This window comes from Robertkochia sediminum, assembly GCF_016786255.1.
GTDB classification, from domain to species: Bacteria; Bacteroidota; Bacteroidia; order Flavobacteriales; family Flavobacteriaceae; genus Robertkochia; species Robertkochia sediminum.
On sequence record NZ_JADMKT010000074.1, the window covers coordinates 235,571 to 259,072 of the forward strand.

A 23,502-nucleotide genomic window follows, 5' to 3' on the forward strand; every position below is an offset into this window, starting at 1 on the left:
CTCTCAATGTGAAAGTAGCTTTATATACTAAAAGTTGTGAACGATTACTTCTTGTTTAACCAATCGTTTACCATTTCTGGTGCCATAACGGCTTCAACGAAAGTATAGGCTCCTGATTTTGGAGATTTCACCATCTTAACCGCTTTGGTTAATCTCTTCGACTTAGATTGTAATGTTGCTACTGTCTTCTTTGCCATGACGCTAACGTTTTATTTATGACCGGTTCTTACTTGATCTCTTTGTGAACAGTCATTTTGTTCAGGATAGGATTGAATTTTTTGATCTCCATTCTATCCGGTGTATTTTTCTTATTCTTTGTAGTGATGTAACGAGAAGTTCCTGGTTTCCCGGAAGCTTTGTGCTCGGTACACTCTAAAATAACCTGAATTCTATTTCCTTTCTTTGCCATCGTATTTTATTTTGCGGATTAACCCCGATTATTTGATGAATCCTTTTTCTTTAGCCTCCTTAAGAACCGCAGTAATTCCCTTCTTGTTGATATTCTTAAGGGCAGATGTAGACACCTTAAGCGTGATCCAACGGTCTTCTTCCGGAAGATAAAAACGTTTCTTGACAAGGTTAGCGTTGAATTTACGCTTGGTTTTGTTCATCGCGTGGGATACGTTGTTCCCAACCATCGCCTTCTTTCCTGTAAGTTCACAAACTCTTGACATTCTTCTAAACTTTAGTATTATTTCAAAACAGGGTGCAAATTAACGAATTATTTACCTTTCAGCCAAGTCGCTTCGCTATTTTTTTAAAATTTCTTTTCGCAACATTTCCAGGGCTTTGTTCACCGCCCTGTTTACAACCTTTTCCCGGTGGTTGCCAAAATTAAACTTTTCACTTTTAACGCCTTCCGGTGAAGCGATCGCTATGTAGACCGTACCCACCTCAGCATCCGACTCTCCTTTTTCGGGACCGGCATTTCCGGTAGTCGCTATCCCATAGGTTGCCTTTAGTACTGCACGCGCTCCCAGGGCCATGGCTTCAGCCACCTGGGCACTCACAACAGAATGTGTAGCAACCAACTCAGGAGAAACCCCTAACACCTCTTCTTTCACACTGGTCGCATAACTCACCACACCTCCCTTAAAATAAGCCGAAGCTCCGGGGATCGAAGTGATCTGTGCTGCCAGACGGCCACCGGTACAACTCTCTGCCAGTGAAAGTGTTGCGCCGGCCTCTTTTAACAGCTTCCCGACATTGGCTTCGAGCAATCCTTCTTCTTCAAAGCCAACGATACGATCGCCAATAAGCGGATAAAGCGCCTTAAATCGTTCATCGACCTCAGAGGTGAGCTTATCCAGATCTTCTCCCTTAGCCGTAAGTCGCAAGCGCACCTTTCCCAAATTAGGCAGGTAGGCCAGCTTTATATATGAAGGAAGGGCATCTTCCCAGGCTTCGATCTTTTCGGCCAGGGCACTTTCCCCCATGCCATAGGTGATCATGGTCTTATGAAGGATGTATGGCCGGTCGAACTTTTCCTGTAATAGCGGCAATACCTCCCCATGCATCAGGGCTTTCATTTCATAAGGCACGCCGGGGAGCGAAACGAAAACTCTTCCATTATCCTCCATCCACATGCCCGGAGCCGTACCGTACTTATTGAACAGGACCCTGCTGCGCGAAGGCACCAATGCCTGTTTTCGGTTGACTTCAGATATGGGAGTGGAGATGTATTTTTTAAACAGGTCTTCGACATGCTGGAGGACCTCCCGGTTCATGACCAGCTCATCGTTAAAATACTCACATAGCGTACGTTTGGTAATATCGTCCTTGGTAGGACCGAGACCGCCGGTTACGATCACGATCTGAGCTCTCGCCTCTGCTTCGGCAAGGGCATTAAGAATGTGCTGCTTATCGTCCTGCACCGAGGTGATCTGATAAACACTCACCCCGATCTTATTGAGCTCCTGAGCAATGAAGGCCGAGTTCGAATCAATGATCTGCCCGATCAGGATCTCATCGCCTATAGTAATGATCTCTGCCTGCATGCTACCCGATTAATTGATGTAGTCCTCAAAAAAGGGATAGGCTTTTTCCAGCGCTTCCTTTACAGTCACCGTTAAGGTTTCGATGGCCGCAATATCCTGATCGCCCCTTGCGTGCTTCTCGATGGTGAGCACCGCTTCAAGAGCCGTTTCGATCCCTAAGAGGTCGGCATTAGGCTTGATCTTATGGGCATGCTGATAGATCTTATCAAACTCTTTTGCGGCAACTGCCCCTTCAAGGCTTGACATATCTGATGGTGTTTCTGCAAGAAACACTTCTATAATAGAGACGTTAAAATCTTTATCGCCTCCTGAAAGTTCGTTTAATTTATCCAGGCTGTAGCTCATGGTTATTTTATATTGATATCAAAAATTTTTCGATCCTGAATGTATCCCGTCAGACGGTCTTCCGGACTCACACGGCTAACGCCCGCAGGAGTTCCTGTAAAGATCACATCTCCCTTTTTCAGGGTAAAGTAGGTCGAAATATACGCGATAAGCTCATCGATCTTCCAAAGCATATGACTGGTATTCCCTTGCTGTGCGACCTCTCCGTTGCGCAGCAATTTAAAATCCAGGGCATCCAGATCACCAAAATCTTCCTTAGGCGACCACTCACCGATCACTGCGGCCCCGTCAAAGCCCTTGGCCTTTTCCCAGGGTAAACCCTTAGCCTTAAGCTGCGCCTGAAGATCTCTGGCCGTAAAATCGATCCCGAGACTTACCTCATCATAATACTTATGAGCAAAGCGTTGGTTTATATGCTTACCTACCTTTTTGATCTTGACCAGTACCTCGACCTCATGATGCACATCTTCTGAAAATTCAGGGATGTAAAAATCCTGTTGTCTGGGCAGTACGGCCGAATCCGGCTTCATAAAGATCACCGGTGATTCCGGTTTTTCATTGGCCAGCTCGGCGATGTGCTCGGTATAATTCCTTCCGATACAAATAATCTTCATTAGAGATAACGACTAGTTTAGCTTATTATTGAGTTTACGCAATTTTACGGCTGTAAGAACCTTTTTGGTATATAGCGGGAAGTCGGCATTAAGGATCCACCCAAAATATCCGGGTTCTTCCTCGAGTACAGTTTCGACCAGTTTTCCTTTGTGCTTCCCAAAGGAGAAGATCTCACGCCCCTCTTTGTCATAGGCGATAAATCCGGCAAAATCGGCATTGCGTTTTCTGTTGGTGAATTCACCAAGAAACTTCATATCATTCTCCAGCTCGTCATAGCGATCCAGCTGTGCTTTCAGGATCTCATAGGTGGCCAGGGTATCGGCCTCTGCACTATGTGCATTGACAAGGGTCTTATCGCAATAGAATTTATAGGCTGCCTCCAGGGTGCGCTTTTCCATTTTGTGAAATATGGTCTGCACATCGACCGTCACCTTATTTCCCAGGTCAAAATCGATACCTGCCCTAAGCAATTCTTCGGCCAGAAGTGGAATATCGAATCGATCGGAATTATACCCCGCGAGGTCACTGTCCTTGATCATATTATATATGGTCTTGGAAAGCTCCTTAAAGGTAGGCTCATTGGCCACCTTCTCATCGGTAATACCATGAATTGCAGCAGATTCGGCCGGTATAGGCATTTCAGGGTTCACCAGCCAGGTGCGGCTTTCGCGGTTCCCGTTAGGATACACCTTAAGAACAGAGATCTCTACAATACGGTCTTTGGCAACTTCGATCCCGGTAGTTTCCAGGTCAAAAAAACAGATAGGTTTCGTTAAATTCAACTCCATTAGAGGGCCATTTTCATTTTGTTCCGGACAAAGATAACCAATGGGTATTAAAAAACCCCGGGAGGAACCGGGGTTTTAAAAACTCATATTTTAAACGGCTTATGCCTCCCTGTTCATATCCCAGGATTCGAGGTATTCGGCCACGCGCTTTACAAATTGTCCGCCTAGCGCTCCGTTCACTACGCGATGGTCATAACTGTGAGACAGGAACATCTTGTGTCTGATCCCGATAAGATCGCCTTCAGGGGTCTCGATCACAGCCGGAACTTTTCTAATGGCTCCCAGCGCCAGGATGGCGACCTGTGGCTGATTAATGATCGGTGTCCCCATAACACTTCCAAAGGTTCCCACATTGGTTACGGTATAGGTTCCGCCCTGGATCTCGTCCGGCTTGAGCTGATTGTTACGTGCGCGATTGGCCAGGTCATTTACCTTTTTGGCCATCCCCACGAGATTAAGCTGGTCTGCATTCTTGATCACAGGCACGATCAGGTTTCCGTCAGGCAGGGCTGCAGCCATTCCCAGGTTAATATGCTTACGTTTAATGATCTTATCGCCATCAACCGAAATATTGATCATCGGGAAATCTCTTATGGCTTTGGCTACGGCCTCCATAAAGATCGGAGTAAAAGTGAGCTTTTCTCCTTCCTTCTCCTGGAAGCTGCGCTTTACCTTATTACGCCAGTTCACGATAGCGGTAACATCGACTTCGATAAAGCTTTGCACATGGGCAGAGGTTTGCACACTCTCTACCATATGGTGGGCGATTAGTTTACCCATTCTGCTCATTTCAATGATCTCATCTTCGCCATTCACCGATACCGGTGCCGGTGCAGGTTTCGCTACCGGTGCAGGCTTTGATGGTTGGGTCGGAGCTGTTTTAGCCTGAGGCACTGCAGTCGCAGCAGGTTTCGTACCGCGGTTTTCCAGATATCCCAGGATATCATCCTTGGTCACTCGTCCATCTTTTCCGGTTCCCTCGATCGATTCAAGCTCTTCCAGGCTAATATTTTCTTCCTTGGCAATATTCTTTACGAGTGGCGAGTAGAAACGCTCTGTATCTGAAAAATCGGCAGGGGCTTCGGTAGCTACCTGAGACTTCACCTCGTTCATTTGCGTTTCAAGATTAGCGGCGGCCTCCTCTGCCCGGGCAGTAGCAGGTTTTTCTTCAGCTGGGGCAGATGCAGCGGGAGCTTCAGTAGTGGCACCTTCGCCATCGGTTTCGATAATGGCGATCACCTCTCCTACTTTAACCACGTCATCAACATCAAAAAATCGCTCTACCAGCACCCCGTCAACCTCGCTGGGCACTTCAGAATCTACCTTATCGGTAGCCACTTCGACCACGGCCTCATCGGCCTCTATCGTATCTCCAACGTCTTTTAACCATGTAGTAAGTGTTGCTTCTGCTACACTTTCTCCCATCTGGGGCAGTTTAAGTTCAAATTTTGCCATATTGATAATGAATAGCTATTTTTTAGTGTGTTTGTTGCGAAAATAAACAAATCAGGCATTTATCGTTAAATTAATTTCAATAAAATCGCCTGAACCATCTTTGACCTACCCTCTAAGTGAGTGTTCAAAAGGCACCCGGTTCATAATACTTCTCCCCAGGGTCACCTCATCGGCATACTCCAGCTCATCGCCCACAGAGATCCCTCTGGCAATGGCCGATGTCTTCACCTTAAACGGCTCGATCTGCTTAAAAATATAAAAGTTGGTCGTATCTCCTTCCATGGTCGAACTCAGTGCGAAGATCACCTCTTCCACCGTTCCGCTTTTCACCTTTTCGACAAGGCTCTCGATATTGAGCTCCTGTGGCCCGATCCCATCCATAGGTGAGATCTTACCGCCAAGCACGTGATAACGGCCGGTAAACTGGCCGGTATTTTCAATAGCCATTACATCGCGAATATCCTCAACCACGCACACCACCTCTTGCTGGCGTTTTGGGTTGGCACAGATCTCACAATGATCGGTATCAGAAATATTATGGCATTGCTTGCAGTAGTGAATATCGCGACGAAGTCCGAGTAGCGCCCCGGCCAGATCTTCGGTCTGTTCTTTGGGCTGCCTCAGGAGGTGCAACACAAGGCGCAAGGCAGTTCGCTTTCCGATTCCGGGAAGCTGGGATACCTCATCGACGGCACGCTCCAGTAATTTAGAAGAAAAATCCATCGCGGCGAATTTACGATTTTATCAGTCCATAAAACAGGATAATCTTAAGTTTTGTATTTTGCCGTCACAAAAACTAAACCTGCATGTCACCCACCTTTATCGTCTCCCTGATCGCTGCCTACTTTGCCATTCTCATCCTGATCTCCTACCTCACCGGAAAAGAACAAAGCAACGAAAGTTTTTTTAAGGCCAACCGGCAGTCGCCATGGTATGTAGTAGCCTTCGGAATGATAGGCGCCACCCTGAGTGGAGTTACCTTTATTTCTGTTCCCGGATGGGTAGAAGCTTCCGGATTTAGCTATATGCAAATGGTATTCGGGTACATCCTCGGGTACCTCATTATCGGTACGGTGCTCCTGCCCTTGTACTACCGCCTTAACCTCACCTCTATATACACCTACCTCGATGGCCGTTTCGGGAATGCCAGTTATAAAACGGGAGCATCCCTGTTTCTGATCTCCCGTATCGTGGGAGCGAGTTTCAGGCTCTTCCTCGTTGCCAATGTGTTACAGGTGGTGCTGTTCGATGCCCTGGGCATACCATTCTGGATCACAGTTACCATAACCATTGCCCTCATCTGGCTTTACACCTTTAGAAGTGGCATCAAGACCATTGTCTATACCGACACCTTGCAGACCCTGTTCATGCTTATTGCCGTAGGTGTGGCTACAGTAAGTGTATACGGCAAACTGGGGATCGCCGAAAGCGGCGGACTCTTTCAATTCGTGACCGAAAGCAGGTTTTCCCGTATGTTTTTCTTTGACGATGTAAAAGACGGGGCTTATTTCTGGAAGCAATTCTTCTCCGGAGCCTTTATTGCGGTTGTGATGACAGGCCTTGATCAGGATATGATGCAAAAGAACCTCACCTGTCGTTCGCTGAAAGACGCCCAGAAAAACATGTTCTGGTTCACCATCGTGTTAACCGTGGTTAAACTGGTATTTTTAGTCCTGGGATTACTGCTTACCGAATACGCCCTACGCACCGGTATCGATGCGCATCGGGACGACCTTTTTGCCATCCTGGCCTCAGAACATCTTGGAACCGGAGTTTTTGTATTCTTCCTGATCGGACTTATCGCCGCTGCATACAGTAGTGCAGACAGCGCCCTGACCTCGCTAACCACCTCGTTTAGCGTAGATATTATCGACCTGGAAAAACGATATCCCGAGGCAGACCGGGTAAAGATCAGAAAGCGCATACACGTATTGTTTTCTTTCGTACTTATACTGGTGATCATCACCTTTAAATACATCATTCAGAATGAAAGCGTGATCGCCAAGCTCTTCACCTTTGCAGGGTACACCTATGGCCCTCTGCTGGGGCTCTATAGCTTCGGATTGTTCACCAAACTGAAGGTAAGAGATAAGTTAGTTCCTTTTATCGCCCTGGCCTCCCCCGTTTTATCCTATGTGATAAGCGATTATTGCATGACGCACTACGGATTTGATTTTGGGTTCTTTATACTCATCCTCAACGGGGCGTTAACCTTTTTAGGACTTTTACTGATCACTACAAACAGCAAGATATCTCAATAAGAGTTTCTGTCGAGCAAAACAAATAACAAAGCCGCGCGGGAATATCTGTTGATCCCAAATAAAAAAGCCGCTCTGTGAGCGGCTTTTCTATCTTAAGGTCATGTACTTCTTAATACTCGTTGATCGAGATCAACACCAAAGTACAAGCTACTTCGGTTTCAATACCGTGCTCCTCAAGGATGCGGTATAGTTCCGGATTTTCTGTTCCCGGATTAAACACCACTCTTTTTGGTTTAAGTCCGGTAATGTAGTCGTAATACGCCTTCTGATTCTCCGGGTTAAGATACAGGGTAACCGTATGCACATCGTCAAAGGCTACCGGGGCATCCTGGATATCTACACCACAGGCAACGCCTTTACGACGTCCAACCGCAACCGTTTCGATGTTTGCTTTGGTGAGTTTCTCCACAGCTTTGTAGCTGTAACGCTCAGGCTTGGTTGAGGCCCCTAGAACTAAGGTTTTTTTCATTGTTAAATATTGTTAAATAAAAATCGAGCTGTAACAATGTACGTTACAACTCGTCAATTAATTGAACGTAGGTTAAACGATCCGGGTTCATCATCAATCATCATCAATCAAAAAACAAATCAATGAGACATCTATTTCTGATGTGCGCCATGCTTTTTGGCGCATGGAGTACTGCACAAACAGCTGCCAATGAACCTGATATCAGTGACGCAAAGATAGGTATTGTCAGCGGAAAAGTAATCGACCAGAACGCTAAAAATCCGATCCCGTACGCCTCTGTAGTGATCAAATCTGCATCCGATAAAAGCGTGCTTACCGGAGGCATCACCAACGAAGACGGAAGCTTCGAGATCAAAAAGATCGAAGACGGAACCCATATCTTTGAGATCCAATTTATTGGATACACCACCTACACCAAGACCATTACCATTAATCGCGGAAACAGGCGAATCAATATGGGAACCATTTCCCTTGAGGAAAATGTGACTGAACTGGAAGGTGTGGATGTGGTAGCCGAGCGCTCTACCATAGAGCAAAAGATCGACCGTAAAGTGATCAATATCGGTAAAGACCTGACTACCCAGGGAGCTACGGCGGCAGAGATCATGAACAATATCCCTTCAGTGAATGTCGACCAGCAAACCGGAGCCCTCTCCCTGAGAGGAAACAGCAACGTAAGAGTAATGGTCGACGGGAAGCTATCGAACGTTCCCGTGGCTCAGCTGTTACGTCAGATCCCTTCAACTTCGATCAAAAAGATCGAACTGATCACCAATCCTTCAGCAAAATACAACCCGGAAGGGATGAGCGGACTCATCAACATCGTGTTGCACAAAAATGCGAATATCGGATTCAATGGTAACGCTAATATTGGCCTTGGTTATGAGATCGAAGCAAAATTCAATGGATCCTTAGACCTCAACTATCGCCAGGGGAAATTTAACTTCTACGGAAGCTACGGAAACAACACCAGTAAGAATGTGAATATCGGACAGATCGAACGTCTTGACGACCCCGCTTCATCCTTGAACGAACAACAGTTCCAGTATTTCTATTTCCTGAATAACAACAAATCTAACCTTTATAAGTTTGGGCTGGATTTCTATTTAAATGAAAAGAATACGATCTCTATGTTCACCAACCAGAATACATTTGACGGTTTAGGCAATGCAGACACCGATGTGGTAAACAGCCAGGATCCGGGACTTAACAGCACGCAGCTTGCCACCTTTGACGATTACAACCGCACAGAACAATACAATTTTGTTTACAAACGCGATTTTGCGAAAGAAGGACATAACCTGATCCTTGAAGCCGACTACAGTAATTTTGACAATACCCAGGATGCCGATTTCAGAACCAGAGGCTTCTCCCTCGTGCCGGACTATATGGATTTTGTAGGCACACAAAGAGACCAAAGCATCGTCAACCTGGATTATGTGAATCCGCTTAGCGAAAAGTCCAAACTCGAATTAGGCCTGGAATCGCGCATCTTTGAAACGGAGGTTGATTACGCTTCCACCGGATTCAGCTTTGATGGCAATGGCAACCTGATCCCGACACCGAGCACCAATTTTATTTACGGAATGGACATCTATTCGGCCTATGCCACCTTTGGACAAAACTTCGGCAAATGGAGCTACCAGGTCGGGGCACGCGTTGAAGATGTATCTGTAATCGCAGACACCAATGGAGAGCGCACCTTTACCGACGACTACTTCCAGGTTTACCCCTCGGCATTCGTTCGCTTTGCACCCAGCGAAAAGAACCAGTACCAGGTGAGTTACAGCCGCAGGGTAGACCGTCCCGGACTGCAGCAGGTAAACCCGGTGAGAGAGTGGAGTACCCCTCAGCTATCATCATTCGGTAATCAAAGTCTGCTCCCTCAATTCACCAACTCTTTCGAAGTGAATTACACCCATCGCATGGAAAAATTGGGAAGCATTAGTTTTGGAGGTTTCTTCAGACAGATCAACGACGAGATCAACAGGGCGGTATTCGTAGACCGTACCGATCTCACCAAGCAGATCCTGACGTACGAGAACTTTGCCGACACGGAGGCCTATGGGGTGGAGATCAACACCAACCTCAACCTGACCAAATGGTGGAGTGTCAACCTCAGTTCAGAGTTCTTCTCGCAAACGCAACGCGGACTCACAGAGCGGTTGGATCCGTCGATCGTAAATCCAACACCGGATGATATCACAACCGATGCCATCCAGGTGGAGAACAATATCCTTAATCTAAGAATGAACAACAGCTTTAAGGCGACCAAGAAGCTATCTTTTAATGTTTTCGGATTGTACAGAGGACGTTCTGCCACCCTGCAGATAGAACAAAGACCATTATACTTTGTAAACCTCGGGGCAAGACACACCTTTGCTCAGGGTAAAGGAAGCGTGAGCTTAAATTTTAACGACATCTTCAACACGGCACAATGGGGCTTTGACACCGACAGGCCTTATCCGCAGGAGGGACACTTTAACTGGGAAAGCCGAACCATTTTCGTCGGTATGTCTTACCAATTCGGTTCAGGAAAGAACAGAGCTTTAAGAAGAAAACAACGCGACAGCAATACCAAAAGCGGAGGAGGTATTTTATAGTACTTAATAACTCGTCAATTTATAGTTGATGGTTAGTGTTTATTGACAGTTGTTAACAGAGATCCCGGGAAAAGCAGTACTTCCCGGGATTTTGATTATTAAGGTGAGGCAGTTATACAGTTAGCCAGTTAGGCAGGTAGGCAGGTAGGTAGGCAGGTAGGCAGGTAGGCAGGTAGGCAGGTAGGCAGGTAGGCAGGTAGGCAGGTAGGCAGGTAGGAAAAATACATTTATAACTCTACATCCAAAATTCATCATATACCATCGATAATTACCTACCCGCATACCTCTACACCTACAAAACTATCCAGAAAAACATTGTTAAAACACTCAATATTCTGAAAACGAACTTATAACAACTTAAAACATCCCTATAATTAGCTGAATTTTAATACTTTAGATACTTTGAACTCCCCATTAATTTTATGACCTATCACCAATACGTGAACCTCCTGTGACTATCATCTGCCCCCCAAGCGTACTGCAAAATTCCTCCTTAGCTGTGGTTAACGAATAAACGTTTAACCAAATAACAGTTAAAAAAAGATGAGATTTTACAATGTGTTAATGCTGATTGTTTGCATGCTTCTCACCATCCCTTTCCAGGAAGCTCAAGCTCAAAACAACAAAAAACCCAACGTCCTCGTCATCTGGGGTGACGACATTGGTACCTGGAACATCAGCCACAACAATCGTGGTATGATGGGATACCAAACTCCAAACATAGACAGGATCGCCAAAGAAGGAGTTGCCTTTACCGATTACTACGCTCAGCAAAGTTGTACAGCGGGCAGGGCAGCATTCATTAGTGGATCTGTTCCTGTGCGTTCCGGGATGACCAAAGTAGGACTTCCCGGTGCAGAGCAGGGGTGGCAGGAGAGTGATGTGACCATGGCCACTGTCATGAAAAGCCAGGGCTATGCCACCGGACAGTTTGGAAAAAATCATCAGGGGGACCTTGACACCCACCTGCCTACCAACCACGGCTTTGATGAATTTCTCGGAAACCTATATCACCTCAATGCTGAGGAAGAGCCCGAAAATGAAGACTATCCCGGAGATATGATGCTTAAAAATGGTAAGACCTTCCGTGAAACCTATGGTCCAAGAGGGGTATTACACACCTGGGCTACCGGAAATGGTCAGCGTATAGAAGATACCGGACCATTAACCAAAAAACGCATGGAGACCATTGATGATGAGACCGTGGCAGCCGCAAAAGACTTTATCAAAAGGCAACACGAGGCAGGTACGCCTTGGTTCGTATGGTGGAACGGTACCCGCATGCACTTCCGCACCCATGTTAAAGAAGAGCACAGAGGGATAAGTGGTCAGGACGAATACTCTGATGGTATGGTCGAACACGACATGCATGTAGGAGAGCTACTGGATCTTTTAGACGAGCTGGGCATTACCGAAAATACGGTGGTCATGTACTCCACCGACAACGGTCCTCACTACAACACCTGGCCCGACGCAGGAACCACACCATTCCGAAGCGAGAAGAATTCGAACTGGGAAGGAGCCTACAGGGTTCCGGCCTTTGTGAGATGGCCAGGCGTATATCCTGCCGGAGTAACGCTGAACGGGATCGTGGCACACGAAGATTGGCTACCCACTTTCGCCGCTATCGCCGGTGCACCAGGCATCAAAGAAAAGATCATGAATGGGGTTACACTAAACGGGCGTAAATACAAGAATTATATCGACGGCTACGACCTCAACGCCTATTTAAAGGGAGAAACCGACAAGTCACCAAGGAGTGAATTCTGGTACGTGAATGATGACGGACAGATCGTAGCGGCACGCTATGACGACTGGAAGGTGGTCTTCCTTGAGAACCGCGGTGAGAAATTCGGAGTATGGGTAGAGCCTTTCGTAGAGCTCAGGGTACCGAATGTCTTCAATTTAAGAAGAGATCCTTTCGAAAAGGCACAACACAACTCAAACACCTATTACGACTGGTTACTGGATCGCGCCTTCGTATTGGTTCCCATCCAGCAAATGGCAGCTCAATTCCTGATGACCATGAAAGAATATCCTCCGAGTCAGTCTCCGGGAGCCTTCAACCTGAGTAGTATTGAAGAGAAATTAAAGAACATCGGAAGTAATTAGACCTTCCGAAAGATTTCAATAAATAACGAACAGGCACCTTTAGTGCCTGTTCCCTTTTACAGCAAAACACAGCCTATGAAAACTTCATCTTTTACTACCGCCCTCTTTCTTTTTTTACTCTTGGCCTTTTGGGGATGCAAACAAGAACAAGGAGCTAACGATTCGTCTGCATCATCCGGCGAACTAAAGACAGATGCATATGCAACCGATCCCCTGCCTTCCTGGAATGATGGAGCACACAAATCGGCCATTATAAAATTTGTGAGCGACGCCATCAATGAAGGGAGTACAGGCTTTATTCCGATACAGGACCGGATAGCGACCTTTGATAATGACGGAACCTTATGGGCCGAACAACCCGTCTACTTTCAATTGCTTTTTGTTATAGATCGCATCAAGGAAATGGCAGATGACCATCCCGAATGGAAGGAGCAGGAACCTTACCGATCGATCCTGGAAGGCAATTATAAGAATGTCGAAGCACAGGGCCTTAAGGCTATTGCCCAATTGGTAATGACCACCCATGCAGGGACGAGTCCGCAGGAATTCCGCAAGATCGTGCAGGACTGGATGTCCTATGCTACCCACCCGAAAACCGGAAAACCATTTAATCAGATGACCTATCAGCCCATGCTGGAATTACTGGAATACCTCAGGGCTCATGACTTCAAGACCTTTATTGTCTCGGGAGGAGGCGTCGAGTTTCTGCGCGCCTGGGCCGAGGTTACTTATGGGATCCCTCCCTACCAGGTGGTGGGTAGTAGCATCAAAACCGAATGGATCACCGATTCGAACACCGTACACATCAACCGGTTGCCTGAGCTGGAATTCATAGACGATAAGGAAGGTAAGCCTATTGGTATCAATCGCTTTATCGGGAAGGTCCCCGTATTCGCTGCCGGAAATTCTGATGGCGATCTGCAGATGCTGCTCTACTCCGACACCAAAGATCCGAGCATGCAGTTGTACCTGCATCACACCGATTCTATTCGGGAGTGGGCCTACGACAAGGAATCCCATATCGGAAGACTGGATAAAGGACTCGATGAAGCCGCCAGGCATGGCTGGCTGGTGATCGATATGGCCAATGACTGGAACAGGGTGTTCCCCGATTAGAATAAAAAAACCGGCTTAGGCCGGTTTTTTTTATGTTAGCGATATACTCTACCACCGTATGATCACACTTCCCCAGGTGAAGCCACTACCAAAAGCAGCCAGCACCACAAGGTCGCCCTCCTTCACCTTACCGAGCTCCCAGGCTTCAGTAAGTGCGATCGGAATAGACGCAGCGGTCGTATTACCGTATTTCATAATATTGTTATGCACCTGGTCGTCGCTAAGCTTGAATTTCCCTTGAATAAATTGTGAAATTCTGAGGTTAGCCTGGTGCGGGATCAGCATATCGATATCTGCCGGAGAGAGTTCATTAGTCTTAAGTCCTTCCATGATCACCTCACTAAAACGTACGACAGCATTCTTAAATACGAACTGTCCGTTCATATACGGCCAGTACGAAGTTTCTTCAGGATCGTTGTTCTTAATAATATCGGTTACCCAATGTCTTCCCATTCCGGGAGCGATAAGAGCCAGCTCTTCGGCATGCTCTCCCTCTGAGTGCAGGTGGGTAGACAAAATCCCTTTGCTGTTGTCTTCTTCCCTTGTTAATACTGCTGCTCCGGCACCATCACCGAAGATCACAGAAACCCCACGCCCTCTGGTAGTGAAATCCAATCCCGGAGAATGGGTTTCAGAACCGATCACGAGAATGTTCTTATACATCCCTGTTTTAATATACTGGTCGGCAACAGAAACGGCATACACAAATCCGGAACACTGATTTCTAACATCAAGGGCCCCAACAGTGCGTTTTAATCCCAATTCTTTCTGCACCATTACTCCCGGTCCAGGGAAATAATAATCAGGACTCAAGGTGGCGAATACTATAAAATCGATCTCATCCTTATCCAGGCCCGAGCGCTCAATAGCCTGCTCGGCGGCCTTAACTCCCATCGTCATGGTCGTTTCCTCGCCCTTGATCACATGGCGCCTCTCTTTTATACCGGTTCTCTCCTGGATCCACTCGTCACTGGTGTCCATTACCTTTGACAGGTCGTCATTAGTAACCACATTTTCAGGAACGTAATAACCAAGACCGGCAAAACGTGAATTATACATATGTTGTTTGTTTAATTGATCTTATCTGAGTGAAGCAAAACTACAAATTAAAAATACATAAAAAAGTGCCCATTTCATTGAGAAATTCGAAAATATCGCAATTTCCACCCTGAGCATAACGACTTCTACAGGTAAAAAAATTCATATCTTTCCAATTGCAAATCACACACTACAAATCGTTTAAAAAATCCATTCATGAGAACATTAATTTTTGGATGCTTTTTTCTGGCCTTTTCTGCTTTAGGACTGGCTCAGGAAAAACTGAATTACCAAAAACCTTCGAACGAGATCCTGGAGCTGGCAGAGGCGACTCCTGCTCCCCAGGTATTTCTTACCGACAACAACGAACACATGTTACTGCTTTACAGAAGTGCATACAGTTCGGTGGCCGAACTCTCGGAAACCGAAATGCGCCTGGGCGGACTGCGTATTAATCCGAAGACCAATATTGGCAGCAGAACCCGCTATGTGAACAATGTAAAGATCAAGGACCCTATGGGTGATGAACTTTATGCGATCGAGGGTATCCCTGAAAATGCCAGGCTGGCCAATTTCTCCCTTTCTCCTAATGAGGAATTCATCGCCTTTACCAATACCACAGAAAACGGGGTGGCCCTTTGGGTACTGGAGCTGGAATCCCGCGAGCTAAAAAGACTTACCGACCCTGTTTTAAATGCGAACATGGGCGATGTGATCAATTGGGTTGACGAGGGCTCTTCCCTGCTGGTAAAAATGCTGCCTTCCGATCGCAAGCCACTTATCAATACTGCAGAAGCCGTTCCTACGGGACCCACCATTTCAACCAATGACGGTAAAAAGGCCCAGAACAGAACCTACCAGGACCTGTTAAAGGACCCGTCTGACGAATTCAACTTTGAACAACTGGCCCGGTCTGAGATCTATAAGGTAGACCTGGATGGAACAAAAACCCTTTGGAAGTCAACGGCCATGCATGACAATATTTCTGTATCTCCGGACCATAAGTATATCATGGTATCTGAGATCAAAAAACCATTCTCCTATATTGTTCCTTACTACAGGTTCCCTTCGACCACCGTCGTTTACACTCCGAAAGGCGACCTTGTTTCAGTGATCGCAGAGGATCCCTTAAGGGAAGAACTTCCTAAAGGCTTTATGGCTACGTATACGGGAAAAAGAAGTATTGGCTGGAGAAGTGATAAGGGTGCTACCTTATATTATGTAGAAGCATTGGATGGCGGTGACCCTGCCACCGAAGCCGAATACCGCGACCAGGTGTACTTATGGAGCGCTCCCTTCAATCAGACCCCGAAAGCACTTTTAAAATTAAAGAATCGCTATGCAGGGATCACCTGGGGCGATGATCACACTGCTGTGGCTTACGACCGTTGGTTTAACAACAGAAATACCAAGACCTATCTCTTTGATCCTTCAGCCCCGGACAAGGTTAAGATCATCGAAGACCGAAACTACCAGGATGTCTATAGTGATCCGGGACGCTTTGTGACCGCAAGAAACAAATTTGGCAGAAATACCCTGTTCCTCGATAAGGGCGACCACGCGTATATGATGGGAGCGGGTTACACACCGGAAGGGCAATTCCCTTTTGTAGACCGGGTGGAACTCAAAACCATGAAAAAGCAGCGTATCTATACCTCTAAACTGGAAGGTAAAAAAGAGAATCTGCTGGATTACAAACCAAAAGAAGATCAGCTCCTGGTGCGTATAGAGTCGAAGAACGAGTATCCTAATTATTACATGCGATCGTTAAAAAGACGCATGGCTCCAATGCCGTTAACCCAATTTGAGAATCCGTTCAAAAGTCTGGCGAACGTGCACAAAGAAGTGATCACCTACAAGAGGGACGACGGACTCGATCTTTCAGGTACCCTGTATCTTCCGGAGAACTACGATCCGTCAAGCGGAGAAAAACTCCCTCTGATTCTATGGGCCTATCCCAGGGAGTATAAAGACAAAAGCTCTGCCTCACAAAATACGCAAAACCCTAACGAATTTACCTTCCCAAGCTGGGCTTCCCCGGTATTCTGGGTAACCAAGGGGTATGCCGTGCTCGACGATGCCGCTTTCCCAATTATCGGGGAAGGTGATGCCGAACCTAACGACAGCTTCCGCGCCCAATTGGTCGCTAACGGAAAGGCTGCGATCGATGCGCTAAATGAAAAGGGCTATATAGATCCAAACAGGGTTGCCGTTGGAGGTCATAGTTACGGGGCATTCATGGTAGCCAATCTGCTTTCGCACTCCGACCTGTTCGCGGCCGGAATTGCCCGAAGCGGGGCGTACAACCGAACCCTGACGCCATTCGGATTTCAAAGTGAGCAACGTTCCTACTGGGAAGCTCCTGAAGTGTACTACACCATGTCGCCATTTATGCATGCCGATAAGATGAAAACGCCCTTACTCCTTATTCACGGGGTCGCAGATAACAACAGCGGAACATACCCTATGCAAAGTGAACGATATTTTAATGCGCTAAAAGGATTGGGCGCAACGGTAAGGCTGGTTATGCTCCCTAAAGAAAGTCACGGATATCGTGCCAAGGAAAGCATACTCCATATGCTGTGGGAACAAGATCAATGGTTGGAAAAACACGTTAAGAACAGAAAATCGGAAGATGCAGAGGCCGCTTCCAATTAATTAAGTTCACTGATAAAAAGAAAAGGGAGCTTCCAATACCATATGGGAGCTCCCTTTTTCATTGCATCAATCAAAGTCACTTTATGACAAGTATTTTCTATAATTATTTACAGTTACTCTAGCCTTGAGATCATGCAATAAATTGTACAATCCAAAGAAGGTGCGGTTGATGTATAGAAAGTGCTTGGACCCTCTGTTACCGTTCATTTTTCTGATCTGCGGATCGTTGGCGTAGCGCTCGCTTAGATCGGCTATATTACCCCAAAATCCATCGTCTGAAAAATCAAAGGTCTCCGCATTAAATGGTGAGGTAAAAATGGCCAGCATCTCCCGGAACAAGGCCTTAAAGAAAGCCAATTCTTCTTCAGAATCGCTATCGGTAAGGATCTCAAGCTCGAACAATTTCTGGTCAAACAGTTCCCGATCTTCGAAAACTTCTTTTCGGGCCAGTTCAAAATAAGGCACATAGAACTCTTCAGGTACCTCTTTTATACATCCAAAGTCTATAGCGATAAGCTCATCTTTCTCACTGATCAGGAAATTCCCCGGATGCGGATCGGCATGTACCTTTCGCAAGCCGTGCATCTGAAACATATAGAAATCCCAAAGGGCCTGCCCCAATCGGTCGCCGGTCTCCCGGCTGAAATCGGTAGCGACGAACTCGCTAAGGTGTACTCCATGCATCCAATCCATGGTAATGATGCGTTCACTGGACCATTCGCTGTAATATTGCGGAAACCTGATCCCTTCGATATGCGCACAGGCTTTGGTGATCTCTTCACTCTGCTGTACTTCAAGAATATAATTAGTCTCTTCCAGCAATTTATGCTCCACCTCCTTAAAATACTTATCAGAGTCTTTACCCTGCAGGTTGAACATTTTGATCGCAAAAGGCTTTACCAATGCGAGGTCACTACTTACGCTTTCTGCCACTCCGGGATACTGTATTTTAACAGCGAGCTCTTTACCGTCTATAGTGGCTTTATGTACTTGTCCGATACTAGCTGCATTCACAGAATTCCGGCTAAACGTATCAAAGATCTCCTCAGGATATTTTCCCTGGTATCTTTTAAAGGTTTTCCGCACCAATGGCGCAGATAAAGGGGGAACCGAAAACTGCGCCAGAGAGAATTTCTCGACATAGGCACGGGGGAGCAGGTTTTTCTCCATGCTAAGCATTTGGGCCACTTTCAGGGCACTTCCCTTTAGGGATTTTAGCCCATTATAAATGTCTTCTGCGTTTTCTTCATTTAGCTGATCGCGGCTAAGCTCGGGATTTACCAGCTTGCCAGCGTAGTATTTGAGATAGTTACTCCCGACCCTGGCTCCCGTGGTCACCAGCTTTCCGGCACGCTCTATCTTACCCGTAGGTATATGGTCTAATGTTTTCATGGTCGTTCCTCTTCATTTATCGGTTCATACGTTCTTTCCATAAGAACTTACCGAGGTCAAGCACCTTATCCAGCGGGGTCGATTCAAAAAGGTCGAATACGGTATTCACCGATTTCTCGATAAACACATCGGTCTTTTCAAATCCCGGCGATTCATCTTCGATCCAGAATTTCATGATCAAAAGCAGTTGAACCCAGGCCCCTTCCGAGAAGATCTGGGGAGAACGCTGACTCACCTTTAACTGTTTATCTTCGTTCGCCTCTTCTATGAGTCCGTGGGCAAACTCTTTCACCCTGCTGCGCAATCCCTTAAGCTGTTCAAGGTCTTTAAATCCCCCTTTTCCTTCATGAGTTACCCGCAATACATAACTGCGATTAAGCATAAGCAATTCAAAAAAGGTGTAAAAAAAGCTTAGAAGTTTCTCACGATTCTCATAGCCATGAAAAGCCTCATCCTTTTGAAGCAGGCTCATGGTGTGATCAAAGAATTGATTCCAAACCTCTTTCTCTAAGGCTGAAATGGAAGGGAAGAATTGGTAAAATTCTTTTTCCGTGATCTCCATTTCCTTGCAAAACAGGTAAACCGATTCAGGAATAGCATTGTGTTCAAGAACACGATTCATATAATAATCCAGGATCGCGGAGGCCGATATCTTTTGTTTCGATGCTGTCTTCTTTGCTGTCATTCAATAAGTTTTGAACAAAAATAACTCATGTTTATCTTTTTTCCTAAAACTTTAAACAACATTAACACAGCTTTATAAACGCAGAAAACGCGCCTTTAGATAAAAGCGCGTTTCCCAAACAACCTAACCAATAAATAAACAAACCAATTACAGGAATATTTCATTGTTAACTTTTCATAGCAAGTTTTCCCATAATGATACCGCTAAAATACACCCTGTTTATCTTTTTAGCAAATTTATTAAACATTATTTTTGTTAAACTTATGCCAAATACTAAAAACCACGATTTCTGACATGTTGTCACACCTGGTGGATATGGTATTTTTTTTGCCATTTGGTAGTCGTAATTAATTCAAATTAAACAGCTATGACAACCGGAAATATTAATGTATCTGTTGAGAATATTTTTCCGCTCATCAAGAAGTTTCTTTACAGCGATCACGAGATCTTTTTAAGAGAGTTGATCTCAAATGCGACCGACGCTACCCTTAAATTAAAGCACCTTACTAATATAGGAGAGGCTGCAGGTGTGGAATACGGTGACCCGGTGATCGAAGTTAAGATCGATAAGGAGGGAAAGAAACTCCACATTCTTGATCAAGGTGTGGGAATGACCGCCGATGAAGTGCAGAAGTACATCAATGAAGTGGCATTTTCCGGCGCGGAAGAATTCCTTGAAAAATACAAGGACTCTGCCAAGGACAGTGGGATCATCGGACATTTTGGCCTGGGATTCTATTCGGCATTTATGGTAGCCGACAAAGTAGAGATCATCACCAAATCGTTCAAGGACGAACCTGCAGCGCACTGGAGCTGCGACGGCTCACCTCAATATTCGCTTGAAGAAAGTGATCGCAAGGAGCGTGGTACGGAGATCATCCTTCATATTAACGGTGATTCTGAAGAATTCCTGGAAGATGCCCGTATTGAAGAGCTCTTGGTGAAGTATAATAAATTTATGCCGATCCCCATTAAGTTCGGTACCAGAGAAGAAAGCAAAACCACCGGTGAAGTTGAAGACGCCAAAGAAGAAAAGATCACTGTAGATAACATCATCAACAATCCGGAGCCGGCCTGGACCAAACAACCGGCAGACCTATCGGATGAAGACTACAAGAATTTCTACAGGGAACTCTACCCTATGCAGTTCGAAGAGCCTCTCTTCCATATTCACCTTAATGTTGATTATCCGTTCAACCTTACCGGGATCCTTTATTTCCCGAAACTTACCAACGATATCAACATTCAGAAAGATAAGATCCAACTGTTCCAGAACCAGGTTTTTGTTACCGATAATGTAGAAGGTATCGTTCCTGAGTTTCTCACCATGCTGCGTGGGGTGATCGATTCACCGGATATTCCCCTTAACGTATCGCGATCGTATCTACAGGCCGATGGTAATGTGAAGAAAATATCGAACTACATCACCAGGAAAGTAGCCGACAAGCTCAAAAGTCTTTTCAATGAAAATCGTGAGGACTTCGAACAAAAATGGAACGACATCAAGGTGGTTATCGAATACGGTATGCTATCGGAAGAGAAGTTCTTCGAAAAAGCAGAGAAGTTCGCCTTATACCCAACGGTAGATAACACCTACTACACCTTTGAAGAACTACAGGAGAAGATCAAAGACCAGCATACCGACAAGGACAACAAACTGGTGATCCTGTATGCTTCGGACAAAGACGCACAGCATAGCTATATTAGCGAGGCCAAAGATCGTGGTTACGAAGTTTTGCTTATGGATTCGCCCATTGTTTCTCACCTCATGCAGAAACTGGAAACCAGTAAGGAGAACATTAGTTTTGCCCGTGTAGATTCTGATTCTCTCGATAACCTTATCAAGAAAGATGAGGAGCAGATCTCAAAATTGAACGACGAGGAGAAAGAAACGCTTAAAACCCTTCTCGAAGGGGTGATCCCGAGCGAAAAGTTCACCGTACAACTGGAAGCCCTGGATAGCAATACCGCTCCATTCGTGATCACTCAGCCCGAGTTCATGAGACGTATGAAAGAGATGAGCGCTACCGGAGGTGGAGGTATGTTCGGGATGAGTAATATGCCGGAAATGTACAACCTGGTAGTCAATACCAATCATGAGTTGGTGGGCAAAATGCTCGCCTCTAAAACACAGGCTAAGAAAGAGCGTCTGATCAATCAGTCGCTGGATCTTGCCCGCCTTTCACAAGGACTTCTCAAAGGAGAGGAACTCACTAAATTCGTGAAACGAAGCTACGACCTGATCAAATAAGGTCCTTATACAAACGCTTAAAAGGTCCGTTCCCGAAAGGGGCGGACCTTTTTTTTTGAACGCATTCTACTCATCGCGCCTGTAAGACTTTATTGAAAGCGCAGTATAGCACCTCAACCTCCCCGATCCCACCTTTGACCTAAGCTATAGCGCACCAAAACATACTGCTCTGTAAAACAAGGTTTTACTGACCATATTTCGTAACTTTAGGCCTATGAAGACCTTGTTCGAAAAACTTAAACTCGAAAATCAGGATGCCATTCTCGTATTGAACGAGCCGGAAGGCTTTAGCGATGAACTTGCATCCCTCGTCGATATAGAGATCTACGAGTCGGTCATTCAGATCAGTAAGATCGAATTCGCACTGATCTTTGTGACTACGATCGCCGAACTTGAGAATCAGCTCCCTACCGTACTTCACAAATTAAAGGAAGATGCTGTGCTATGGATCGCTCATCCGAGAAAACGCTCAGAGCGCTATGACACAGACATTACCAATGCCTATCCCTGGACCCAACTTAACCGCAAATGTTTTGAAGCGGTTAAGAACGTCAAGGTGAACGACGACTGGGAGGCTGTACGCTTTCGAAAGCTTGAATACGTAAAACACGATAAATCCCCGAAGCAGGCCTGAGTGAATTCCAACTGCCGCAATTCAAGGCTTTTCCTATAGTAATTCAAGTCTTTCTTCCCACAGCGATCCACACCTTTCTGCCCCGGCACCCAAAACAGGACAAAAAAAAGAGGGGATCTAATCCCCTCCTTCAACTATCGATTAAAATAACTATATGTATTCGCGATTAGATCTTTTCGATTCTCTTTACGAATTTATTAGCACCCTTCTTAACAACAATGGTATAAACCCCGTCTTCAACATTTGAAAAATCGAAAGCCTTACCAACAGAGTCATCTGCGGTGATGATCTGATCGAATAACACACGATCAAACTGGTCGTATACCTTTACTGTTACAGGAGTGGCATCCATATTGAGCATGTTTATGCTCACTACATTATTCTCTGTTCTGAAAAATGGTTGTCCAACATAAGTTTTATCAGCTTCAACTGCAACAGCTTTAGCTTCACCACCTTCATTCAATAAGATCACTTTATCTTCTACAGTGTTTGCTGCCAATTGCCCGGTTCCAACGAATGCGATCATCAAAAGGGCGAAACTTAGTTTAAATATTTTTTTCATCTTGCTTTTTCTTTTTTGAACTTTAATTACATGGCAAATATCGCAACAGAACCAAGGTTACACTACTTCAATTTTTTCCACTTTATGCACTATTTTAACCTATATGTGCTAAATGAAGACACTGAATGACAATAAAGCGTATATTGTTCGTAAAATTGTATTTTGCTCCCTTTATTCAAAGCAAAAAAAAGAGGGGATCTAATCCCCTCCTTCGACATCGATTAAAATAACTATATGAACTCGTGATTAGATCTTTTCGATTCTCTTTACGAATTTATTAGCACCCTTCTTAACAACAATGGTATAAACCCCGTCTTCAACATTTGAAAAGTCGAAAGCCTTACCAACAGAGTCATCTGCGGTGATGATCTGATCGAATAACACACGATCAAACTGGTCGTATACCTTTACTGTTACAGGAGTGGTATCCATATTGAGCATGTTTATGCTCACTACATTATTCTCTGTTCTGAAAAATGGTTGTCCAACATAAGTTTTATCAGCTTCAACTGCAACAGCTT

21 protein-coding genes and 1 pseudogene are annotated in these 23,502 nt (G+C 45.5%); 7 read left to right on the forward strand and 15 right to left on the reverse strand.

Annotated elements, in window-relative coordinates; translation table 11 throughout:
* Positions 1 to 44: 44 nt before the first annotated feature.
* The 9 genes from IS446_RS07940 to recR form a co-directional block, all read right to left on the reverse strand.
* The gene (locus IS446_RS07940; RefSeq protein WP_203059551.1) at positions 45 to 197 is read right to left on the reverse strand and encodes a DUF4295 domain-containing protein; all 153 of its coding nucleotides are present in this window, start codon (positions 195 to 197) and stop codon (positions 45 to 47) included.
* A gap of 29 nt (positions 198 to 226) precedes the next feature.
* Complete coding sequence (rpmG, locus tag IS446_RS07945; RefSeq protein WP_136336970.1) at positions 227 to 409, reverse strand: 50S ribosomal protein L33; 183 nt, start codon at positions 407 to 409, stop codon at positions 227 to 229.
* Positions 410 to 437: 28 nt separating this feature from the next.
* Positions 438 to 674 carry a 50S ribosomal protein L28 gene (gene rpmB / locus IS446_RS07950; RefSeq protein ID WP_203059553.1) on the reverse strand — a complete coding sequence of 79 codons (237 nt, stop codon included), beginning with the start codon at positions 672 to 674 and terminating at the stop codon, positions 438 to 440.
* 75 nt (positions 675 to 749) lie between these two features.
* Positions 750 to 1,997, reverse strand: coding sequence for a competence/damage-inducible protein A (locus IS446_RS07955; RefSeq protein WP_203059556.1), 1,248 nt, complete (start codon positions 1,995 to 1,997; stop codon positions 750 to 752).
* Positions 1,998 to 2,006: 9 nt separating this feature from the next.
* The gene (locus IS446_RS07960) at positions 2,007 to 2,342 is read right to left on the reverse strand and encodes an Hpt domain-containing protein (RefSeq protein WP_203059558.1); all 336 of its coding nucleotides are present in this window, start codon (positions 2,340 to 2,342) and stop codon (positions 2,007 to 2,009) included.
* 2 nt (positions 2,343 to 2,344) lie between these two features.
* A complete protein-coding gene (locus IS446_RS07965; RefSeq protein WP_203059560.1) occupies positions 2,345 to 2,956 on the reverse strand; it encodes a fumarylacetoacetate hydrolase family protein in 612 nt (203 codons plus the stop codon).
* Between the two features lie 12 nt (positions 2,957 to 2,968).
* Positions 2,969 to 3,745, reverse strand: a complete 777-nt coding sequence (locus IS446_RS07970) for a 3'-5' exonuclease (RefSeq protein WP_203059562.1) — start codon at positions 3,743 to 3,745, stop codon at positions 2,969 to 2,971.
* A gap of 99 nt (positions 3,746 to 3,844) precedes the next feature.
* The gene (locus IS446_RS07975; protein ID WP_203059564.1) at positions 3,845 to 5,200 is read right to left on the reverse strand and encodes a dihydrolipoamide acetyltransferase family protein; all 1,356 of its coding nucleotides are present in this window, start codon (positions 5,198 to 5,200) and stop codon (positions 3,845 to 3,847) included.
* A 105-nt stretch (positions 5,201 to 5,305) separates the two neighbouring features.
* Positions 5,306 to 5,923: a recombination mediator RecR gene (gene recR / locus IS446_RS07980; RefSeq protein ID WP_203059566.1), complete on the reverse strand. Its 618-nt coding sequence runs from the start codon at positions 5,921 to 5,923 to the stop codon at positions 5,306 to 5,308.
* An 83-nt stretch (positions 5,924 to 6,006) separates the two neighbouring features.
* Here recR and IS446_RS07985 point away from each other — a divergent pair, with 83 nt between their 5' ends.
* Positions 6,007 to 7,461 (forward strand): sodium:solute symporter, encoded by a 1,455-nt coding sequence (locus IS446_RS07985; RefSeq protein ID WP_203059568.1) that lies wholly within the window; start codon positions 6,007 to 6,009, stop codon positions 7,459 to 7,461.
* 109 nt (positions 7,462 to 7,570) lie between these two features.
* Here the strand turns inward: IS446_RS07985 and IS446_RS07990 are convergent, their stop codons facing one another.
* Entirely contained in the window at positions 7,571 to 7,930 is a 360-nt protein-coding gene (locus IS446_RS07990; RefSeq protein ID WP_203059570.1) for a CoA-binding protein, read from the reverse strand.
* A 122-nt stretch (positions 7,931 to 8,052) separates the two neighbouring features.
* On the opposite strand from IS446_RS07990, the gene IS446_RS07995 reads away from it, so the two are divergent.
* The 3 genes from IS446_RS07995 (at position 8,053) to IS446_RS08005 (ending at position 13,761) form a co-directional block, all read left to right on the forward strand.
* On the forward strand, positions 8,053 to 10,533 hold the full coding sequence (locus IS446_RS07995; RefSeq protein ID WP_203059572.1) for a TonB-dependent receptor domain-containing protein: 2,481 nt from the start codon (positions 8,053 to 8,055) through the stop codon (positions 10,531 to 10,533).
* Between the two features lie 579 nt (positions 10,534 to 11,112).
* Positions 11,113 to 12,645 (forward strand): arylsulfatase, encoded by a 1,533-nt coding sequence (locus IS446_RS08000; RefSeq protein WP_235996447.1) that lies wholly within the window; start codon positions 11,113 to 11,115, stop codon positions 12,643 to 12,645.
* A gap of 75 nt (positions 12,646 to 12,720) precedes the next feature.
* Positions 12,721 to 13,761, forward strand: a complete 1,041-nt coding sequence (locus IS446_RS08005) for an HAD family hydrolase (protein WP_203059574.1) — start codon at positions 12,721 to 12,723, stop codon at positions 13,759 to 13,761.
* A gap of 48 nt (positions 13,762 to 13,809) precedes the next feature.
* Here IS446_RS08005 and IS446_RS08010 read toward each other — a convergent pair whose 3' ends face one another.
* A complete protein-coding gene (locus IS446_RS08010) occupies positions 13,810 to 14,820 on the reverse strand; it encodes a 3-oxoacyl-ACP synthase III family protein (RefSeq protein WP_203059576.1) in 1,011 nt (336 codons plus the stop codon).
* A gap of 195 nt (positions 14,821 to 15,015) precedes the next feature.
* Between IS446_RS08010 and IS446_RS08015 the strand changes: the two genes are divergently transcribed.
* Entirely contained in the window at positions 15,016 to 17,457 is a 2,442-nt protein-coding gene (locus IS446_RS08015; protein ID WP_203059578.1) for an alpha/beta hydrolase family protein, read from the forward strand.
* Positions 17,458 to 17,538: 81 nt separating this feature from the next.
* Here the strand turns inward: IS446_RS08015 and IS446_RS08020 are convergent, their stop codons facing one another.
* Both IS446_RS08020 and IS446_RS08025 read right to left on the reverse strand, forming a co-directional pair.
* Positions 17,539 to 18,849, reverse strand: a complete 1,311-nt coding sequence (locus IS446_RS08020) for an ABC1 kinase family protein (protein WP_203059580.1) — start codon at positions 18,847 to 18,849, stop codon at positions 17,539 to 17,541.
* Between the two features lie 16 nt (positions 18,850 to 18,865).
* Positions 18,866 to 19,534, reverse strand: a complete 669-nt coding sequence (locus IS446_RS08025) for a TetR family transcriptional regulator C-terminal domain-containing protein (protein WP_203059582.1) — start codon at positions 19,532 to 19,534, stop codon at positions 18,866 to 18,868.
* A gap of 367 nt (positions 19,535 to 19,901) precedes the next feature.
* On the opposite strand from IS446_RS08025, the gene htpG reads away from it, so the two are divergent.
* Positions 19,902 to 21,785 (forward strand): molecular chaperone HtpG, encoded by a 1,884-nt coding sequence (gene htpG, locus IS446_RS08030; RefSeq protein WP_203059584.1) that lies wholly within the window; start codon positions 19,902 to 19,904, stop codon positions 21,783 to 21,785.
* Positions 21,786 to 21,999: 214 nt separating this feature from the next.
* Positions 22,000 to 22,419, forward strand: coding sequence for a hypothetical protein (locus IS446_RS08035; protein WP_203059586.1), 420 nt, complete (start codon positions 22,000 to 22,002; stop codon positions 22,417 to 22,419).
* Positions 22,420 to 22,585: 166 nt separating this feature from the next.
* Here IS446_RS08035 and IS446_RS08040 read toward each other — a convergent pair whose 3' ends face one another.
* Together IS446_RS08040 and IS446_RS08045 are read right to left on the reverse strand one after the other, a co-directional pair.
* Positions 22,586 to 22,981 (reverse strand): hypothetical protein, encoded by a 396-nt coding sequence (locus IS446_RS08040; RefSeq protein WP_203059588.1) that lies wholly within the window; start codon positions 22,979 to 22,981, stop codon positions 22,586 to 22,588.
* A 246-nt stretch (positions 22,982 to 23,227) separates the two neighbouring features.
* Positions 23,228 to 23,502: pseudogene (locus tag IS446_RS08045) on the reverse strand (DUF3244 domain-containing protein); the annotation flags it as partial.

Bases quoted from the DNA above. Each gene is read 5' to 3' on its own strand.
- IS446_RS07995 (WP_203059572.1), top strand. From the start codon at position 8,053: ATGAGACATCTATTTCTGATGTGCGCCATGCTTTTTGGCGCATGGAGT.
- rpmG (WP_136336970.1), bottom strand. From the start codon at position 409: ATGGCAAAGAAAGGAAATAGAATTCAGGTTATTTTAGAGTGTACCGAG.
- IS446_RS07975 (WP_203059564.1), bottom strand. From the start codon at position 5,200: ATGGCAAAATTTGAACTTAAACTGCCCCAGATGGGAGAAAGTGTAGCA.
- IS446_RS08000 (WP_235996447.1), top strand. From the start codon at position 11,113: ATGCTTCTCACCATCCCTTTCCAGGAAGCTCAAGCTCAAAACAACAAA.
- IS446_RS07940 (WP_203059551.1), bottom strand. From the start codon at position 197: ATGGCAAAGAAGACAGTAGCAACATTACAATCTAAGTCGAAGAGATTA.
- htpG (WP_203059584.1), top strand. From the start codon at position 19,902: ATGACAACCGGAAATATTAATGTATCTGTTGAGAATATTTTTCCGCTC.
- IS446_RS08020 (WP_203059580.1), bottom strand. From the start codon at position 18,849: ATGAAAACATTAGACCATATACCTACGGGTAAGATAGAGCGTGCCGGA.
- IS446_RS08025 (WP_203059582.1), bottom strand. From the start codon at position 19,534: ATGACAGCAAAGAAGACAGCATCGAAACAAAAGATATCGGCCTCCGCG.
- IS446_RS07955 (WP_203059556.1), bottom strand. From the start codon at position 1,997: ATGCAGGCAGAGATCATTACTATAGGCGATGAGATCCTGATCGGGCAG.
- IS446_RS07990 (WP_203059570.1), bottom strand. From the start codon at position 7,930: ATGAAAAAAACCTTAGTTCTAGGGGCCTCAACCAAGCCTGAGCGTTAC.
- recR (WP_203059566.1), bottom strand. From the start codon at position 5,923: ATGGATTTTTCTTCTAAATTACTGGAGCGTGCCGTCGATGAGGTATCC.
- IS446_RS07960 (WP_203059558.1), bottom strand. From the start codon at position 2,342: ATGAGCTACAGCCTGGATAAATTAAACGAACTTTCAGGAGGCGATAAA.
- IS446_RS07985 (WP_203059568.1), top strand. From the start codon at position 6,007: ATGTCACCCACCTTTATCGTCTCCCTGATCGCTGCCTACTTTGCCATT.
- IS446_RS08040 (WP_203059588.1), bottom strand. From the start codon at position 22,981: ATGAAAAAAATATTTAAACTAAGTTTCGCCCTTTTGATGATCGCATTC.
- IS446_RS07965 (WP_203059560.1), bottom strand. From the start codon at position 2,956: ATGAAGATTATTTGTATCGGAAGGAATTATACCGAGCACATCGCCGAG.
- IS446_RS08005 (WP_203059574.1), top strand. From the start codon at position 12,721: ATGAAAACTTCATCTTTTACTACCGCCCTCTTTCTTTTTTTACTCTTG.
- rpmB (WP_203059553.1), bottom strand. From the start codon at position 674: ATGTCAAGAGTTTGTGAACTTACAGGAAAGAAGGCGATGGTTGGGAAC.
- IS446_RS07970 (WP_203059562.1), bottom strand. From the start codon at position 3,745: ATGGAGTTGAATTTAACGAAACCTATCTGTTTTTTTGACCTGGAAACT.
- IS446_RS08010 (WP_203059576.1), bottom strand. From the start codon at position 14,820: ATGTATAATTCACGTTTTGCCGGTCTTGGTTATTACGTTCCTGAAAAT.
- IS446_RS08035 (WP_203059586.1), top strand. From the start codon at position 22,000: ATGAAGACCTTGTTCGAAAAACTTAAACTCGAAAATCAGGATGCCATT.
- IS446_RS08015 (WP_203059578.1), top strand. From the start codon at position 15,016: ATGAGAACATTAATTTTTGGATGCTTTTTTCTGGCCTTTTCTGCTTTA.